Source organism: Streptococcus sanguinis, assembly GCF_019929145.1.
GTDB classification, from domain to species: domain Bacteria; phylum Bacillota; class Bacilli; order Lactobacillales; family Streptococcaceae; genus Streptococcus; species Streptococcus sanguinis_U.
The window spans coordinates 585,191-602,277 of record NZ_JAHZOW010000001.1 but is presented as its reverse complement, the minus strand read 5'-3'; the positions used below and the strand labels follow the sequence as shown (position 1 = coordinate 602,277).

The window sequence follows — 17,087 nt, the reverse complement described above, 5'->3', positions numbered from 1 at the left end:
TTTCACTCTGACCATTATAACAAAAAGATAGTAAAAAAGACAGACAGGAGGATTCCTGAATGTCCGTCATTTTGTCATTTTTTCCAAATAAGCAATCTTAGCAAAATCCTTATGATTGTTATTTTCATTTCGGTAAGAATCTTGGGAAGAAGCACGGTAGATAGCTAAAAATTGCTCTGCAGTTGGCAGTAGAAATTCAACTCCTTCAACTTCTTTTCGAGACAGCTCCGCTATTGGCACACCTGAAAATGGCTCCAAGGTTTCCATGACTCCAAATTCAATAGATAAGTCTTCTTTTTGAAATTCATGCTCGTGCAGATCGACTAAGCGATAGCCCAAGCGCTCCATCATGGGCTCAATCTTATCCATATCATAAATGCGCTCTTCATCTGGTGCTTCCCAGCCACGTTCATCACCATGAACATGAATATCAATATCCCGCGCCTGCCAGTCCTGACCAGTAACCTGCTCCAGCCCCAAGGAGCCCATCAGCAGTGGAACAATTCCCATCTTGTTCAGTTGAGACGCGATTTTTAGAAATTCTGCAAATTTATCTGTCATAAAACTGCACCTCTTCTTCAGAAAATGTTTTACATAATATAAATTATGTAAAGTTTTCTACTTCACTTTTTCTTCTTCGTAATCGCCATTGCTGCAGACCACTTGCTTGCCGCCACCGCGTACTTTCTTTTCAATCAGATAATGGTCACATTTTGGACAGTTACGTCCAACTGGCTTGTCCCAAGATGTGAAATCACAGTCTGGATAACGATCACAGCCATAGAAAATGCGATTTCGCTTAGTCTTACGCTCGATAACTTGACCTTTCTGGCACTGTGGACAGGTCACGCCGATCTCCTTGACAATAGCCTGAGTGTGACGACAGTCTGGGAAGTTACTGCAGGCGTAGAACTTGCCAAATCTACCCAACTTGATGACCATGGGACTGCCACAGACCTCACAATCAAAACCAGCCGGCTCATCCTTGATTTGGATTTTCTCCATTTCAGTCTCGGCTTTAGCGACTTCCTTTTCAAAAGGTCGATAAAACTCGTCAATAACTTTCTGCCACTGCTCTTTCCCAACTTCTACATCATCCAGTTTTGCTTCCATCTCTGCTGTAAATTTCACATTTACGATGCCTGGGAAGAATTCGACAATCAATGAATTGACAATCTCACCTAATTCCGTCGGCTCAAAGCGCTTGGAAACCAGCTTAACGTAATATCGTTTCTGAATGGTTTCAATGGTCGGTGCATAGGTAGACGGACGACCAACACCATTTTCTTCTAAAGTCTTGATGAGAGTCGCTTCAGAATAACGTGCAGGTGGCTGTGTAAAGTGCTGTTCTGGATTGGTATTAACACGTTTGACGGTATCACTCTTTTCCATGTCCGGCAGCATTTTATTCTTGTCAGAGTCGTTGTAAATAGCCAGATAGCCATCAAACTTGACCTGACTGCCATTGGCAGCAAATTGGACACCATTTTGCCCCAACTTGACATTCATAGTATCAAAGACTGCTGCTGTCATTTGGCTGGCTACAAAGCGGTTCCAAATCAGCGTATAGAGCTTAAGCTGATCCTTATCCAGATACTTTGCGATGCTTTCTGGAGTATTGAAAACGCTGGAAGGACGAATGGCTTCGTGAGCATCTTGAGCGCCAGAGGCGTTCTTGGCCTTGCTGCCATGTTTAGAATATTTAGCGCCAAATTTATCCGTGATAAAGCTTGCTGCTTCATTCTGCGCTACTGGACTGATACGAGTCGAGTCAGTACGCATATACGTAATCAGACCTTGTACGCCAGAACCGATATTAATCCCCTCATAGAGCTGCTGAGCAACCATCATGGTCTTACGTGTCCGGAAATTAATCTTATTAGCGGCATCCTGCTGCATAGAGGAAGTCGTGTAGGGCAGTGGAGCATTGCGTCGACGCTCTTTCTTTTCGACACTGTCGATAGTAAAGTCATCACCCTTGAGGTGAGACAGGACTTCTTTGACCTCGTCGTTGTTGGTCAGCTTCATCTTTTTACCGTTCATACCGTAAAAGCTGGCCTGAAACTGACGGCTTCCTTTCTTGAAGGTTCCGTCAATAGTCCAGTATTCTTCTGGTTTGAAGGCGTTGATTTCATTTTCCCGGTCGATAATCAGCTTGAGGGCGACAGACTGCACCCGACCAGCTGAAAGGCCTTTTTTGACTTTCTTCCAGAGAATCGGAGAAATGGAATAACCAACCAAGCGGTCCAAAACTCGACGAGCCTGCTGGGCATCGACCAGATCCATATCAATCTGGCGCGGCTCTTTAAAAGCATTCTTGACTGCATCTTTGGTGATTTCATTAAAGACAACGCGGTTTTTCTCTTTCTCATCCAGATTCAGAATGTGAGCCAGATGCCAAGAAATAGCTTCTCCTTCGCGGTCCGGGTCACTTGCCAGAAAGACTTGCTTAGCTTTCTTCGCTTCTTTTTTCAAGTCATTAATTAAGGGACCTTTACCACGAATATTGATATATTGCGGCTCATAGTTGTTCTCAAAATCAATGGACATAGTAGACTTTTTCAGGTCACGAATATGCCCAACACTGGCCAGAACCTTGTAGTTTCGTCCCAGATATTTTTCTATTGTTTTTGCCTTGGCAGGCGACTCTACGATGACAAGATTTTTCTTGGTCGTAGACTTTTTCTTTGTTTTTGTTACCAATTTAGACACCTTCTATAAGAAATAAATCTCATAGAGTTTAAACTATTTTTTGATAGATGTCAACTGCTAACTTTTCTTATAGGAAAACTTGTTTTAAAAATCAAACTCAGAAAGAATGTCAGAGCCTGATGTGATGCACTTTGCGCCCTCTTGAATCAAATGATGGCAACCGTCAGATTTTCCATCTAAAATTGACCCCGGAATAGCAAAGACATCTCGCCCTTCTTCCATGGCTCGCTCACAGGTAATCAGACTGCCTGAACGCATCTTAGCTTCTGCCACGATGACGCCTCGACAGAGACCAGCGATGATACGATTTCGCTCTGGAAAATGAAATTTCAAAGGCTGTTCACCTGGACCATACTCTGTCAGCAATAAATGATTTTTGCCAATGTAAGCTTGTAATTTTTTGTTAGCCTTGGGATAGAAGACATCTAATCCCGTCCCAATGACAGCAATGGTCTGACCTCCGTTTTGTAGAGCAGCCATGTGAGCTGCTGTATCAATCCCTCGAGCCAGCCCGCTGACGATAACCAATTCATTATTTAGCTCTTTGATAATCTTTTGTACTGAGGCATTTCCTTGCTTGCTGCTGTCTCTACTGCCAACGACCGCAGCTTTGGGCAATTCTAGTAGATTTAGATTTCCCTGATAAAATAACAAAGTCGGGGCATCGTAAATTTCACATAAATCCCAAGGATAAATATCATCCAAGATAGAAAAGGACGGAAAAAGTTCAAATTCTTCCTTCAAAGCTGGTAAATCAAGCCTCTTGTATTTCTCTATAAAGAGTGCAGGATTGCGGCACTCAGATACGACAGCCTTATCTCGCAGAGAAAGCTTGCCATCTTTACTCTCGGCGTATCTCAAAACATTTAAAACCTGATGATTAGTCAAACCAGCTTTTTTCATTTTATAAATCTCAAAATTATTCATTTTTTCACCTCACTTTCTTATTCGTAAAAAAGTTCAAAAAAAGAACTGCAATACAGTTCCTTCTTTACGATTCTATTAAATTTGATGTTGTCAATAGCTGGTTTCTATGCCTATCACCTTTAACACATCTTTTATTCTTTATGAACAGGGATTTCCTTAATAATCTTAGCAGGATTGCCAGCCAAGACTACATTGTCACCAAAAGACTTGGTCACAACCGCTCCTGCTCCGACTACCACATTATCTCCTAGTGTCACGCCTGGCAGAATCGTCACACCGCCGCCAGCCCAGAAATTATCACCAATAGTGATTGGTGCTCCGTACTCAATACCGGAATTTCTTTCCACTGGATCAAGCGGATGAAGAGGTGTCAGAAGCTGGCAATTTGGACCAAGCAAAGCATTATCTCCGATGCGAATCGGGCAAACGTCCAACATAGTCAGATTCCAGTTAGAATAAAAATTCTCCCCTAGATGAATATTGATTCCATAATCACAGACCAAGTCAGGCTTCATAGCAAGATTCTCCCCTGTGCTGCCAAACCATTCTTTGATAATAGCCGTGCGCTTGACACTGTCTTGTTCTTGGTTAAAACGATATTGAAATTCCTTTGACCTTGCTGCCAATTCTCTTAATTCACTGTCTTGTGGTCGGTAAATCTCTCCAGCAATCATTTTTTCGTATTCGCTTTGCATATCATCCTCCTTTTCATGCGTGACAAATGGATAGTCAGGTACAGTTGTTCATCCTCTGATGTTTGGTAATTTCTGGTTTGCTTTAAAAATTCAGCAATCTTCCTAGTTGTCTCATAAGCCAAGGGATACTTACATTTAAGTAAGTCAAACATCTCATTGTCCTCTAAATCACGGTGGCCTCTATCAGTCAGAACTCGCTCACAGAAAAATTTTAGATGGGTCATGAAGCGCTCTAGGTAGATATCTTCTTCATCTAAAGAAATTTCCAAACTGTACTTGACAATGGTCATGATTTCCTCCATCATCATAGTCAAATCACGCGCAGTTCCGTCGCCATTTTCCAGCTCTGCATTGACCAGGGTCAGCGCCATAAAAGCTGCTTCATCATCTGGAAGTTCCCTGCTGACATAAGCGCTCAAAAGCTGTTTGGCATACTGACCAACCTCAAACTCGATAGGAAAAAAGCGTTTAATATCCCACATGAGGAAATTTTTGAGATAAATATCATCTTCCAAGCGCAGCAAGACTCCGTGGATATGATCTGCCATCGCCAGAAAAGCAGTGTCTTTGAGCTTCTTCTGCAGTTTCTCCCTTGCGAAAGAAACAATCTTATCCGACATTTCCATGACCTCTGCTGGCAACTCCATCAGAAGCTGTCGTCTATTTTCTGACAAGACATACTTTTTATCAATCAGCTCATCTGGAATCTCCTGGCCAACTTTTCTACCAAAGGCCAGTCCTCGTCCCATGAGAATAACTTCTTCTTGGTTTTCTTCAGAAATCACCACATTATTGTTTAAGATTTTACTGATAAGCATGCCTCACCTCTTCGTGCCTATTCACACATGGATTTTACTGGTTCAAATGTCTTGCGATGAATAGGAGTTACGCCATTTCGTTCCAGTCCTTGCAAATGACTTTTGGTCCCATAACCAGCATTTTGCGCAAAATCATAGCCAGGAAATTCCTTGTCATAGTCTGCCATCAGCTTATCTCGAGTAACCTTAGCCACAATACTGGCTGCTGCGATAGATAGCGAATTAGCATCGCCTTTGATGATGGACTCTTGTAGGATATCAATATCTAACTTCATAGCATCAATCAGCAGATAATCTGGCTTGAGACAAAGCTTAGACAAAGCCTCTTTCATAACAAGCTTGGTCGCTTCGTATATATTGACTCGGTCAATAATCTCATTGTCTATCAGGCCAATACCGACCGCCAAAGCTTTATCTAGAACTGCCTGATAGATTTCTTGATGTTTTTTCTTGGGAATTTTTTTACTATCGTTGAGCCCTTTAATTTTACATCCTGGAGGTAAGATAACAGCTGCAGCGACAACTGGTCCAGCTAGAGGACCGCGGCCGACTTCATCAATTCCAGCTATTGCTTGGTAACCGGCTTTATAAAGCTCTTTTTCATACCGTAACATCTGCTCCAGACGCAGTTCCTCGTTTAACTCCGCCTGAATGGCTCTTTTACGCTTTTCAATCGCCTTTTGAACTCCGCTGCGCTGGTCATTAGCCGCTTCTGCCAGAAAAGGATCAGCCAAATCAGTCACTAACTCTAAACGTTGCTGGATTTCTTTAATCGTTGCCATCTAGTTCTCCAACCATGTCCAAGCAATATCGACCTAACTTGCCATCGCGGACATCTTTGACAAAAAGACTGTAAAAACGGTCATAGTCATCGCGGAAGCCAAGTTTTTGGGTCATATCCATAATCATGTCTGGCGCTTCTTGGCTTAGATCCAGCTGCTTGAAGCGTTCTGTCAGCTCCTCAGGATAATGCTCCTTAAAATAATTAAGGCCGAAAATCGTCACCTCATCCATAGGCAGCAGATTATCCTTAATAGCACCAGTCAGTGCAAGCTTGAGAGCAACCGTCTCATCTTCAAACTTAGGCCAGAGTATTCCTGGTGTATCTAAGATTTCCAAATCTTTATTTGACTTGAGCCATTGCTGACCCTTGGTCACACCTGGCTTATTCCCTACAACGGCAATTTTCTTACCAGCCAAGCGATTCATGAGGGTTGATTTACCAGCATTGGGAATGCCGATTATCATGGTACGCAGGGTTTCGATGCGAATTCCTCTTTCTTTCTGTCGCGTCAGTTTATCAGACATAAGTTTCTTAGCTGCATCCGTTACTTTTTTAACAGCAGATTGCTCTTTGGAATTAATAGATAAGGTCGGAATCCCTTGGCTTTCAAAATAGCTCTGCCATTCTTTAATACGAACAGGGTCAGCCAAATCAGCCTTGTTTAAAATCAAAAGCTTGGGTTTGTCACCCACAATCTTAGTCAGCATAGGATTTTGACTGGATAAAGGAAGCCTGGCATCAACCAATATCGTCACAAAATCAACAAACTTAATATTTTCCTGTACCTGTCTCCGTGCCTTAGACATATGACCCGGAAACCATTGAATCGTTGCCATAATTTATCCTTTCAACGAATATCATTGTTAAAATTTTATATCTTTAACTATTTTAACATATTTCTAGAATTTAAGCGGGTGAATGCTAAAGTGATACTCTCTACCGCAAGAGCAAAAAAAGCCCTAGCAGGCTTTCTAACTTTATCTTACTTGCTCAAAATGCAGATGCACAGCGATATGATCTCCATAGCCATTGCGCTCTAAATCGCGCTGCAAACGATAAGAAATATAATGCTCTGCAATAGTAATATAACCTGCACCCAAGAGGCGGCTTTCAACCATGGACTGAATCATGCTAATCGTCGCACGCTCAACCTTAGCTTCTTCCAAATCCAGAACCACTTTCTTTGTAACCTGCGCTAAATTCTGACGCAAATCATCTGTCAACACATAGACAGTCTGTGCTGCCTTTAAAACTGCTTGATAGATTTTATCTGGGTCAAATTCTACAACCTCACCGCTCCGTTTAATAACTTGCATAAAAAACTCCTTTTATATTATATATTTCTAATCTAATGTAAAACTCTAACATGACTGCTGCCAGTCCAGTTGTCTATAGTCTGCTCAAAAAGAATTCTGGAAGCTAGACTACACCTTAACATTATATAATTTTTTCCAATATTTTTCAAAGGAAGCTTCCTTTTTTCTTTAGCCTAAAAAGTCCATATAAAAAGGACTGCTCTGGGCAATCCTTTCTAGAAATATTTCTTTCAATTTTATCAATCAATAATCCGGTCTCAGGACGCCTTTAACCGTCTCTTTGGTTGCTTGGTAATCACCATCAACCACAACCTTGATAATGCGTTTAGCATCTTCTTCAGGCGCTGGCACAAGAGGTAAGCGGGTTGGGCCAGCTGCAAATCCTAAGTAATTAAGGACTGCCTTGACTGGAGCTGGACTTGGGTAAGAGAAAAGGGCATTGACTTTAGGGATGAATTTCCGTTGGATGGCTGCTGCTTTTTTGATGTCATTGTGCTCAATAGCATCCAGCATTTCAAACATTTCATCACCGTTTGTGTGAGAAGCAACTGAGATAACTCCATCAGCCCCTAAATTCATAGCATGAAAGGCATCGCCATCCTCACCAGTATAAATCAGAAACTCCTCTGGACGATGCTCAATCAGATAGGCCATATTCGCCAGACTGGTACATTCTTTAACGCCGATAATATTTGGATGTTCTGCCAACCTCAGCATAGTCTCAGGTGTCATCTCAACTACTACCCGTCCAGGTATATTGTAGATAATGATAGGCAGGTTTGAAGCATCCGCAATGGCTTTAAAGTGCTGATACATGCCTTCTTGAGAAGGTTTGTTATAATAGGGAACGATAGCAAGACCAGCTGCAAAACCACCAAATTCATCTACTTCTTTGACGAATTCGATAGAGTCGCGCGTTTCGTTGGTACCGACACCGGCAATCAAAGGAACACGCCCCTTGACAACCTTTTGAACTGCCGCAAATAGCTCCAACTCTTCATCGTGTGTCAGGGTTGGACTTTCAGCAGTCGTTCCAGCCAGCAAAATCCCATCCGTATGATGCGCCAAAAGGTGCTCAATCAAGTCTGGAATAGCTTCAAAATTGATGGAACCATCTTCATGAAAAGGAGTAATAAAAGCTGTGATGATTTTACAGTTTTTCAGATCCGCATACGCCATAAACTTACCTCTCTTTATACGAAAAGAGGGTTGAAAGAACGATTATTCAACCCTGTGCCGTCAAGTTTCCTTGGTCACTTTATTTTAATTCAAAAACAACTTCTGCTGTTGGACGAACTAAACCACGCTCATGCAGTGTCTCTGCGATTTGAACAGAATTCCAAGCCGCCCCCTTAAGAAGATTGTCTGAAACAACCCACATGTGGATTCCTTTTTCAGCATCAAGATCCTTACGAATTCGGCCAACAAAGGTTTCTTTCTTACCAACAGCATTGATTGCTTGCGGATAAACCTGATGAGCTACATCATCTTCCAGAATAGCACCAGGAAAGGCTGAAATTGCTGCCTTTACCTGGTCAATAGGTGCAACTTCCTTAGTCTCTATGTAGACAGACTCTGAGTGAGCAGACAAGATAGGAAGACGGACACATGTCGCAGAAACAGCAATAGAATTATCTTCCATGATTTTTTTCGTTTCCTTAGTCATCTTCATCTCTTCGTAAGTATAGTCGTTATCTGTAAAGACATCAATCTGAGGTAAGGCATTAAAGGCAATAGGATAATGCTTTTTATCACCGCCACACGGCAGGATATTGGCTTCCGCATCCTTAGGATTTACACCATCATTTAGAACAGAGCGTAATTGAGCTTGAGTTTCAAGAATGGCTCCCATACCTGCACCAGAAACAGCTTGATAAGTTGAAACGATGATACGTTCCAACCCCCATTGCTGACGAACAGGCTCTAAAGCCACCATCATCTGAATTGTCGAGCAGTTAGGACAAGCGATAATTCCCTTGTGCTGATCTAAAGCATGGGCGTTGACTTCTGGAACAACCAGAGGAACATCGGGATTTTGACGGAAATAAGAGGTGTTATCGACCACTACTGCTCCAGCTTTGACTGCGTAAGGAGCGAATTTTGCTGAAGTAGAACCGCCAGCTGAGAAGAGAGCAATATCTACACCTTCAAAAGCCGTCTCAGTCGTCTCTTCGATAGTAATATCTTGTCCCTTGAACTGGAGAACTTTACCAGCTGAACGAGCAGACGCCAGATAGCGTATTTTATCAATTGGAAGGCTAGATTCTTCCAGCATTTTAATCATTTGAGATCCAACGGCACCAGTGGCACCTACTACAGCAACTGTATATCCCATGCGATAACCTCTCTGAATTTTCAAAAAATTTTGTATTGTTAGTATTATACTATTTTTAGGAAAAAATGCAAATATTTCTGAAGAATAGAAGAATATAAGTGCGATCTTTTGATAAAACACACCAACTCAACTTCCTCCTGCGGACTCGTTTCATCAAGAGCAATAGCACTCACGACTTCGACCGTCTCAGTATCAATGTCTCTAAGCTCGGCTTCAACTAACCTTCTTTCCTCTCTAAGAGAAGTTTCAAGGTTTACAGATTTTGTTCTCACGAACAAAACTGCATCCATTGCTCTACGACTCAACTGCCTTCTGCGAAGTTGTTTCATCAAGAGTAATAGAAAAATCCCCAATCCGTAGACTGGGGATAAGGGCACTTTCGTGTGATCAGCAGGTTCACACAACTGATCAAGGTCCGCTCCTGCGTTATGACCTCCCATGCTTCAATTTGCAGAAAATCTGCATATCGACTCATCGCACGAAATATAGTTTACCTTATCTTTTTCCGTTTTGTCAAGGTATTTAATCTAAAATATAAACAAAAACTTGTCTATCTTTCCATTCTTGACCTTCTTTTTGGAATTGTTTCCGTACTCCTTCACGATAGAAATCAGCTTGCTCTAGTAATTTTTGCGAAGGGATATTCTGTAGATCAACATGTGCTTCTAAACGATGAAATCCTAGTTCGCGACTGACTTTCTTGAGTTCTTCTAACATAGCTCTGGCGTAACCCTGACGCCAAAATTGATTATGTATCGTATAGCCTATTTCCGCCCATTGGAAATCGTCTCTAGCTAGCACAAATAAATTAACCATACCTACATGTTTTCCGCTTTTTGCATCATAAATTCCCCAAATATACTGTTGGTCTTTCTCTCGAAAATCACGGTGCTTAGCCACCAAATCCGCAAACCAACTTTCTGTACAAATTGTCATATCTAAAAGTCCATCATCAAATGGTGATTGAGAAGACAGTCTATTGGAAAATCCTTCCAGCCAAACAGAGTAATCCTTCTCTTCTAGATATTTTAAATAAATCTGTTTCATAAATACTTACTTCCCTCTCGAATACTAAGGGCAACCATTTCTGCTCGATACCGTTCTATAAAATCTCTGACCCAGTCTGGATTGGTTTTGGAATAATCTCTCAGCGCCCAGCCGATGGCCTTGTTAATAAAGAATTCTGTTTGGCCTAGATTATTGACTAAAATGTTCTCTAGCAACTCTGTGTCTGTTTCCTCTTTTCGCAGCAGCTGATGATTGATAGCCAAGCGCCTCAGCCAGATATCCTCATCACAACTCCAAGCTAAAATAATCTCTTTGGTTTCTGGAAATCGAGCAATGATTGATCCAACCAAGCGGTCCAAAAAGTCAAAGGTATCCCACCAAGATTTTGTTTGGGCCAGCTTTTTCAAACGTGAAAAGTCAGATGGTGTCAATAGTTTCTTGCGAATCTCCAGATAATCTAGCGCAGTGTACTGCAGTTCTCGATAGGGATTATTCCAAGCTTCATTTATAAAATTCCAGTCAATGACGGAATCAGTATGCTGTTTGAAAAAAGCCTTTGCGAGTTTCCGCCTGGCCGGAGTCTTGACTCCTAGAAACTCAAATTTATTTTTCATATAGGCTTTCATAGCAACTGCATCATCAGGGTTAGCCACAGCTTTTAACTCTTTTACCAATTCCTCTACATCCATATCTTACTCCAGCAATTCACGGTCATAAATAGTGTAGTCGCAGCGGTAAATCACGAGGCGCTTGCCGTCAATCAGCAATTCAGAGGTTTTGGGAGCATCAGATTTATCAAGAGAAACACGGTCTCCAGCATAGGCAGCCAACGGAGTGCCGTTTTGAGAGCGAATCAGAACAACCTTTTTCTTTCCGGTAAAGTCGTTTTTAAAGGCTGAAATCATGCGATTTAAAACAGGGACAGAATGGCTATTCTCCTCAACATCTGCAGTCTTTTGATATTGAGCAAAGACATCTTTCAAGCCTTTTTCTTCTGCAATCAAGGAAGAGCCTACATGGTCAATCTCATACTTACCCAAGGTTATTTTGAGAACTGATGAATCTTCTTTAGAATTTCCTTCCTCATCAACTGAGTCAAACTCCTCGTTACGCGAGATGGATAGTGACTTGCCCGACATCTGGTCAATGAGTTGGGAATTCTCATCATAGGTGCGAACCGTCATCTCCAACCCCAACCATTCCTCCTTGGCATTTTTGAACCAATTTTCAACTGCCTGACAGCCGCTCAAAGTCAAAAGGGTAACGCTTAGAAGAGTTATTAATAAATGTTTCTTTTTCATCATTTTTACTCCATTTCTTTTAAAAGTTTGATGGGGCCAGCTTGCTTGTCTAAGGACTTTTGCAGCCAAACAATGTCATGCCAACGCTCGAATTTATAGCCCATTTTAGGGAAATACGCCACCTGCTGATAGCCTCTTTTTCGATGCAAAGCCAGGCTAGCTTCGTTAGGCAGAGAAATACAGGCTAGAAAATGCATATATCCCATCTGATCTAACAGGTCTTCAAGCTCATCATAAAGCTTGCTGCCGACTCCTTTTCCTCTAGCATCTTGCCTGACATAGACGGACAATTCTACCGCCCAATCATAGGCGGCACGCACATAATAGGTCAAAGCATAGGCGTAACCTAAAATTAAACCATCTTCTTCCGCTACCAGATAAGGATATTTTTCCAATATTTTCTCAATCCTAGTTGCAAAATCCTCAATGGTCGGTACTTCATATTCAAAAGTGATGGCTGTATTCTCTACAAAAGGCGCGTAAATATCAAGCAAGGTCGCAGCATCTGATGGTCTTGCAAATCTAATGTTCATGTTGTCTCCATATTCTATTCTCATTATTTTCACTATTATACCAAAAAAGGCTCGTAAAGAGCCTTTTAAACCAAGATCAAAATAGTCCAATCGCTGTGCCGTCTGCTGCCACATCCATATTGAGTGCTGCAGGACGTTTTGGCAATCCTGGCATGGTCATGACATCTCCTGTCAAAGCCACGATAAAACCTGCTCCAAGTTTTGGTACCAGTTCACGAATGGTAATTTCAAAGTTTTCTGGTGCACCAAGAGCTGCAGGATTGTCAGAGAAGCTATACTGTGTTTTGGCCATACAGATTGGCAGCTTGTCCCAGCCGTTTTTGACAATTTCGCGAATCTGAGTCTGCGCTTTTTTCTCAAAGTTCACTTTGGAACCTCGATAGATTTCTCTGACAATTTTCTCGATTTTTTCTTCAATAGATAAATCATTGTCATAGAGGCGAGTGTAATGAGCTGGTTCTTCATCAATGGTTTTGACTACAGCCTCAGCCAAAGATACACCACCTTCAGCGCCATCAGCCCAGACGCTAGCTAACTCAACGGGCACCTTAATTTCTGCACAAAGTTCCTTAAGCGTAGCAATTTCAGCCTCTGTATCTGAAACAAATTCATTGATGGCTACTACCGCTGGAATACCGAACTTGCGGATATTTTCAACGTGACGTTTGAGATTAGCAAATCCAGCTCTGACCGCCTCGACATTTTCTTCTGTAAGTTCATCCTTAGCCACACCGCCATTCATCTTGAGGGCTCGCAAGGTTGCGACAATTACGACTGAATCTGGAGAAGTTGGTAAGTTTGGAGTTTTAATATCTAAGAATTTTTCAGCTCCAAGGTCCGCACCAAACCCTGCTTCAGTCACCGTATAATCAGCCAAGCGCAGCGCAGTGCTAGTCGCTAAAACAGAGTTACAGCCATGAGCAATATTGGCAAACGGTCCACCATGAACAAAGGCTGGTGTACCATGAATAGTCTGAACCAGATTTGGTTTAATCGCATCTTTCAAGACTAAAGCTAAGGCACCTTCTACCTCAAGGTCACGAACATAGACTGGTGTGCGGTCATAGCGATAACCAATAACAATATTAGCTAGGCGCTTTTTCAAATCTTCAATATCCGTAGCTAGGCAAAGAATCGCCATAATTTCAGAAGCGACCGTGATATCAAAACCATCTTCGCGTGGAATACCGTTCACCGGACTTCCTAAGCCAACAGTCACATGTCGAAGAGCCCGGTCATTTAGGTCAACTACCCGCTTCCAGATAATGCGGCGTTGATCGATTCCCAGAGCATTTCCCTGATGAAGATGATTGTCAATGAGGGCAGACAGGGCGTTGTTAACTGTCGTAATTGCGTGCATGTCTCCAGTAAAATGCAAGTTGATATCTTCCATCGGTAAAACCTGCGCGTGACCGCCGCCAGCAGCTCCTCCTTTAATCCCCATCACCGGTCCCAAAGACGGTTCGCGGATGGCAATCATAGTTTTTTTGCCAATTTTGTTGAGCGCATCTGCTAGTCCAATGGTAATAGTTGACTTACCTTCTCCAGCAGGGGTCGGATTGATTGCCGTTACCAAAATCAGTTTGCCGACAGGATTTTTTTCAACCTCACGAATCTTATCAAAGCTGAGCTTGGCCTTATACTTACCATATAGTTCCAAGTCATCATAGTCGATACCAACTTTTTTCACCACATCAACAATAGGCTGCAATTCAACACTTTGAGCAATTTCAATATCTGTTTTCATCAAGAACTCCTCTATCAATTAATATAAAGATTATAACAAAAAAGAGCAAAATCTACACAATTAAACTCTAAATAGATTTTAATGTTCGGTTTTTAAATATCAGCTTGGCAATCAATGGCATGATGTTCCTCTAAGTTGATTTAGAAATAATCCATCTACTTATCACTACGAAAAACTTATTTTGTTTTTATTCTAGAAGTCTATCAAAGAAATTTCTGGATGATATTTGTGCAAAACTTGCTGGATATCACTGTAATTCTCATCTAATTTTGAAATGGAGATCTCAAACACTTCTCCTTTCTTAGTTTTAGGACAAATATAATGGGAAGTACTACTACCACCATCCTCATCAACGTCAACGACTTTCTTGTGAGAAATACTGTCAATTATTTCCCATTCCAAAAAATGAACGTTCCCATTGCTTAATCGAAAAACCATTTCTTCAGCTGTCCCCGCTAAAATAGGGTATTTACTATCTTTTTCTGCATTCATACTTCTTACAATTAGTGTGATAATAATCACAGACGCAATAATTGCAAAGAATATTAAAAAACCTTCAACGCTCCCTTTTTCTGCAGAAGCGCTCGAATAGCTATAGCTTGACGAAGACCCCAAGTCGTGTTCACTGTCATGACCTTGTATACTTGCTATTAAAAACAAAGGGAAAATTATCGACATTATAATTCCAACAACTGATGATATATAATATTTTTCACCAGCAAAAAATGCAAATTCATAATCATCTTTATTCATTATTTTTCTCCATATCTAAATTTTAGTTTCAATAAACACTGCAGTTCACTTTTGGATTAGTCACTTTTCCGCTGTGACACTCTGCAATTAGAATTATTTTACTAAATTTCTTTTTTCTTGTAAAATAGTGCTATGAACATATTGATTACTTCTGGCGGGACCAGCGAGAAAATCGACCGTGTCCGCTCTATTACCAATCATTCGACAGGCCGGCTTGGGAAAATCATAGCTGAAACTTTCCTAGACAAGGGCGATCAGGTGACTCTGGTGACGACTCCCAAGGCTGTTCGACCGGCAGCTCATCCCAATCTTACCATTGTCCAGATTGAAAATGTTGCAGAACTGCTTGAAAGCTTGAAGCCGCTCGTTCACACACATGATGTACTGATTCATGCAATGGCTGTTTCTGACTATACTCCCGTCTACATGACTGGTTTGGAAGATGTAGCGGCTAGCCCTGACATGACTGAATTTTTGAATAAGACTAACTCAGAAAGCAAAATTTCTTCTCAGGATGATGTTCAAGTCCTTTTTCTCAAAAAGACTCCAAAAGTCATCAGCCTGGTAAAAAAATGGAATCCAGCCATTCGCTTGATTGGATTCAAACTCTTGGTCAATGTTACTAAGGAAGAGTTACTCAAGACCGCACGAGACAGTCTCATAAAAAATCAAGCAGAAATTATCGTCGCCAATGATTTGACAGAGATTTCTAACCATGGGCACAGAGCCTATCTCGTCGGAAAAGATACTGTAACTCAAGCTCAATCCAAAGAAGAAATTGCTCAGCTCCTCTGCCTGCATATACACAATACATAAGGAGGATTAAGATGACTCAGATTACCTTAGCTGTCAGCGGAAGTATATCAGCCTATAAGGCTGCTGACATCACTAGCCGTCTAAAGAAAGAGAACTTTGAAGTAGCTGTCCTCATGACCAATGCTGCGACAGAATTTATCACACCGCTGACCCTGCAAGTCTTGTCACAAAGGCCAGTTGCAATTGATATTATGCAAGAACCTGACCCTAGCAAGGTCAATCACATTGATATCGCTAAAAAGTCTGACCTCTTTTTACTGGCTCCCGCTACAGCCAATACCATCGCTAAACTAGCCAACGGTTTAGCTGACAATATGGTGACAGCTACTGCACTGGCTCTGCAGCCTCATACGAAGAAAGTTTTAGCTCCAGCTATGAACACTAAGATGTTTGAAAATCCACTAACTCAGCACAATTTGGAGCGTCTGCAGCGTTTTGGATGGAAAATTATCCAACCACGCGAAGCTGTTCTAGCCTGTGGTGATCAGGGGACAGGTGCTCTAGCCGAAGTTGATACAATTATTGATACAGTAAAGGAACTTATTTATGAAAAAACAGTCTAAAATTGCTCAAATTGCTATTTTCTTTGCCATTATGTTGGTACTGCACCTGCTCAGCTCGGTTATTTTCAACTTACTTCCAGTACCGATTAAACCGACGATTATTCACATCCCAGTGATTATCGCCAGTATCCTCTATGGCCCTAAAGTCGGAGCTGTTCTAGGCGGGCTCATGGGATGTATCAGCGTTGTTACCAATACCTTGGTTTTATTACCAACCAGCTATCTCTTTAGCCCTTTTGTGCCAAACGGAAGCTTTTCTTCGCTTCTTGTTGCCATGGTGCCTCGAATTCTCATTGGTATCACTCCTTATTTCGTATACAAAGCAATGAAAAATAAGGTCGGCTTGATTGTAGCAGGTTCCGTCGGTTCTGCCACCAATACCATTTTTGTCTTGGGCGGTATCTTCTTTCTCTTTGCAAATGTATACCAAGGTGATATCAAAGCACTTCTGGCTGTGATTCTATCAGCAAATTCCATTGCCGAGTTAATCATTTCTGCGGTTTTGACAGCAACTATCATTCCTGCGCTTGAAAAAGCGCAAAAATGATGATGATTTAGTTTTCTGGACCAAGCAATGCTTTGGTCTTTTTTAATCCAGCATTTCCGCTATACCATTCTGAAATTCTTGAAACAATACCTTGAAAAGTATTTCATCGTTTTCTAGGTAACCTCTTTCAAAATTAATGAAAATGTGCTACAATGTAAGCGATTAAGAAAATTTAAGAGCAGGATTTTTTACTAAAATTTCCATCTCTTCATTTCAAAAATAAAGGAGACTC

The 17,087-nt window shown here is 41.5% G+C and carries 19 protein-coding genes; 3 read left to right on the top strand and 16 right to left on the bottom strand.

The genetic code is table 11. From position 1 onward, the window contains the following. Nucleotides 1-66 precede the first annotated feature (66 nt). The 16 genes from K1I94_RS03015 to K1I94_RS02940 all read right to left on the bottom strand — a co-directional run bounded on the left by K1I94_RS03015 (nt 67) and on the right by K1I94_RS02940 (nt 14,929). Nucleotides 67-561 carry a phosphoribosylanthranilate isomerase gene (locus K1I94_RS03015; protein WP_223314354.1) on the bottom strand — a complete coding sequence of 165 codons (495 nt, stop codon included), beginning with the start codon at nt 559-561 and terminating at the stop codon, nt 67-69. 57 nt (nt 562-618) lie between these two features. Beyond that, nucleotides 619-2,712: a type I DNA topoisomerase gene (gene topA, locus K1I94_RS03010; protein WP_223314353.1), complete on the bottom strand. Its 2,094-nt coding sequence runs from the start codon at nt 2,710-2,712 to the stop codon at nt 619-621. Between the two features lie 84 nt (nt 2,713-2,796). Beyond that, on the bottom strand, nt 2,797-3,639 hold the full coding sequence (gene dprA / locus K1I94_RS03005; protein WP_125378458.1) for a DNA-processing protein DprA: 843 nt from the start codon (nt 3,637-3,639) through the stop codon (nt 2,797-2,799). Nucleotides 3,640-3,770: 131 nt separating this feature from the next. Beyond that, complete coding sequence (locus K1I94_RS03000; RefSeq protein WP_002902928.1) at nt 3,771-4,334, bottom strand: sugar O-acetyltransferase; 564 nt, start codon at nt 4,332-4,334, stop codon at nt 3,771-3,773. After that, a complete protein-coding gene (locus K1I94_RS02995) occupies nt 4,310-5,152 on the bottom strand; it encodes a PRD domain-containing protein (protein ID WP_223314352.1) in 843 nt (280 codons plus the stop codon). Before K1I94_RS02995 ends, K1I94_RS03000 begins: the two co-directional genes overlap by 25 nt. Nucleotides 5,153-5,169: 17 nt before the next feature. Further along, nucleotides 5,170-5,934 (bottom strand): ribonuclease HII, encoded by a 765-nt coding sequence (locus tag K1I94_RS02990; protein WP_223314351.1) that lies wholly within the window; start codon nt 5,932-5,934, stop codon nt 5,170-5,172. Then, nucleotides 5,921-6,772, bottom strand: coding sequence for a ribosome biogenesis GTPase YlqF (gene ylqF / locus K1I94_RS02985; RefSeq protein ID WP_223314350.1), 852 nt, complete (start codon nt 6,770-6,772; stop codon nt 5,921-5,923). The genes K1I94_RS02990 and ylqF overlap by 14 nt, the downstream gene beginning before the upstream one ends. 141 nt (nt 6,773-6,913) lie before the next feature. After that, a complete protein-coding gene (locus K1I94_RS02980) occupies nt 6,914-7,252 on the bottom strand; it encodes an ATP cone domain-containing protein (protein ID WP_002895476.1) in 339 nt (112 codons plus the stop codon). A 243-nt stretch (nt 7,253-7,495) separates the two neighbouring features. Further along, on the bottom strand, nt 7,496-8,431 hold the full coding sequence (gene dapA / locus K1I94_RS02975) for a 4-hydroxy-tetrahydrodipicolinate synthase (protein ID WP_002902934.1): 936 nt from the start codon (nt 8,429-8,431) through the stop codon (nt 7,496-7,498). Between the two features lie 79 nt (nt 8,432-8,510). Beyond that, entirely contained in the window at nt 8,511-9,587 is a 1,077-nt protein-coding gene (locus K1I94_RS02970) for an aspartate-semialdehyde dehydrogenase (RefSeq protein WP_223314349.1), read from the bottom strand. A gap of 522 nt (nt 9,588-10,109) precedes the next feature. Continuing rightward, entirely contained in the window at nt 10,110-10,634 is a 525-nt protein-coding gene (locus K1I94_RS02965; protein WP_002915176.1) for a GNAT family N-acetyltransferase, read from the bottom strand. Beyond that, complete coding sequence (locus K1I94_RS02960; protein ID WP_223314348.1) at nt 10,631-11,284, bottom strand: DNA alkylation repair protein; 654 nt, start codon at nt 11,282-11,284, stop codon at nt 10,631-10,633. The genes K1I94_RS02965 and K1I94_RS02960 overlap by 4 nt, the downstream gene beginning before the upstream one ends. Nucleotides 11,285-11,287: 3 nt before the next feature. Continuing rightward, nucleotides 11,288-11,899, bottom strand: a complete 612-nt coding sequence (locus K1I94_RS02955) for a DUF5052 family protein (protein ID WP_223314347.1) — start codon at nt 11,897-11,899, stop codon at nt 11,288-11,290. A 2-nt stretch (nt 11,900-11,901) separates the two neighbouring features. Continuing rightward, nucleotides 11,902-12,429, bottom strand: a complete 528-nt coding sequence (locus tag K1I94_RS02950) for a GNAT family N-acetyltransferase (protein ID WP_223314346.1) — start codon at nt 12,427-12,429, stop codon at nt 11,902-11,904. Between the two features lie 76 nt (nt 12,430-12,505). Beyond that, the gene (locus K1I94_RS02945; protein ID WP_223314345.1) at nt 12,506-14,176 is read right to left on the bottom strand and encodes a formate--tetrahydrofolate ligase; all 1,671 of its coding nucleotides are present in this window, start codon (nt 14,174-14,176) and stop codon (nt 12,506-12,508) included. Nucleotides 14,177-14,368: 192 nt separating this feature from the next. Beyond that, nucleotides 14,369-14,929 (bottom strand): hypothetical protein, encoded by a 561-nt coding sequence (locus K1I94_RS02940; protein ID WP_223314344.1) that lies wholly within the window; start codon nt 14,927-14,929, stop codon nt 14,369-14,371. Between the two features lie 132 nt (nt 14,930-15,061). On the opposite strand from K1I94_RS02940, the gene K1I94_RS02935 reads away from it, so the two are divergent. The 3 genes from K1I94_RS02935 to K1I94_RS02925 are packed head-to-tail and all read left to right on the top strand — an operon-like array spanning nt 15,062 to nt 16,855. Further along, nucleotides 15,062-15,745 carry a phosphopantothenate--cysteine ligase gene (locus tag K1I94_RS02935; RefSeq protein WP_223314343.1) on the top strand — a complete coding sequence of 228 codons (684 nt, stop codon included), beginning with the start codon at nt 15,062-15,064 and terminating at the stop codon, nt 15,743-15,745. An 11-nt stretch (nt 15,746-15,756) separates the two neighbouring features. Beyond that, entirely contained in the window at nt 15,757-16,308 is a 552-nt protein-coding gene (gene coaC, locus K1I94_RS02930; RefSeq protein WP_223314342.1) for a phosphopantothenoylcysteine decarboxylase, read from the top strand. Next, complete coding sequence (locus K1I94_RS02925; RefSeq protein ID WP_002906531.1) at nt 16,292-16,855, top strand: ECF transporter S component; 564 nt, start codon at nt 16,292-16,294, stop codon at nt 16,853-16,855. Before coaC ends, K1I94_RS02925 begins: the two co-directional genes overlap by 17 nt. Nucleotides 16,856-17,087 lie beyond the last annotated feature (232 nt).

Coding starts and splice junctions, on each gene's coding strand:
- coaC (WP_223314342.1), top strand. CDS start 15,757: ATGACTCAGATTACCTTAGCTGTCAGCGGAAGTATATCAGCCTATAAG.
- K1I94_RS02925 (WP_002906531.1), top strand. CDS start 16,292: ATGAAAAAACAGTCTAAAATTGCTCAAATTGCTATTTTCTTTGCCATT.
- K1I94_RS02940 (WP_223314344.1), bottom strand. CDS start 14,929: ATGAATAAAGATGATTATGAATTTGCATTTTTTGCTGGTGAAAAATAT.
- dprA (WP_125378458.1), bottom strand. CDS start 3,639: ATGAATAATTTTGAGATTTATAAAATGAAAAAAGCTGGTTTGACTAAT.
- K1I94_RS02995 (WP_223314352.1), bottom strand. CDS start 5,152: ATGCTTATCAGTAAAATCTTAAACAATAATGTGGTGATTTCTGAAGAA.
- K1I94_RS02950 (WP_223314346.1), bottom strand. CDS start 12,429: ATGAACATTAGATTTGCAAGACCATCAGATGCTGCGACCTTGCTTGAT.
- K1I94_RS02935 (WP_223314343.1), top strand. CDS start 15,062: ATGAACATATTGATTACTTCTGGCGGGACCAGCGAGAAAATCGACCGT.
- K1I94_RS03000 (WP_002902928.1), bottom strand. CDS start 4,334: ATGCAAAGCGAATACGAAAAAATGATTGCTGGAGAGATTTACCGACCA.
- K1I94_RS02945 (WP_223314345.1), bottom strand. CDS start 14,176: ATGAAAACAGATATTGAAATTGCTCAAAGTGTTGAATTGCAGCCTATT.
- K1I94_RS02955 (WP_223314347.1), bottom strand. CDS start 11,899: ATGATGAAAAAGAAACATTTATTAATAACTCTTCTAAGCGTTACCCTT.
- K1I94_RS02990 (WP_223314351.1), bottom strand. CDS start 5,934: ATGGCAACGATTAAAGAAATCCAGCAACGTTTAGAGTTAGTGACTGAT.
- K1I94_RS02980 (WP_002895476.1), bottom strand. CDS start 7,252: ATGCAAGTTATTAAACGGAGCGGTGAGGTTGTAGAATTTGACCCAGAT.
- ylqF (WP_223314350.1), bottom strand. CDS start 6,772: ATGGCAACGATTCAATGGTTTCCGGGTCATATGTCTAAGGCACGGAGA.
- K1I94_RS02965 (WP_002915176.1), bottom strand. CDS start 10,634: ATGAAACAGATTTATTTAAAATATCTAGAAGAGAAGGATTACTCTGTT.
- dapA (WP_002902934.1), bottom strand. CDS start 8,431: ATGGCGTATGCGGATCTGAAAAACTGTAAAATCATCACAGCTTTTATT.
- K1I94_RS02960 (WP_223314348.1), bottom strand. CDS start 11,284: ATGGATGTAGAGGAATTGGTAAAAGAGTTAAAAGCTGTGGCTAACCCT.
- K1I94_RS02970 (WP_223314349.1), bottom strand. CDS start 9,587: ATGGGATATACAGTTGCTGTAGTAGGTGCCACTGGTGCCGTTGGATCT.
- K1I94_RS03015 (WP_223314354.1), bottom strand. CDS start 561: ATGACAGATAAATTTGCAGAATTTCTAAAAATCGCGTCTCAACTGAAC.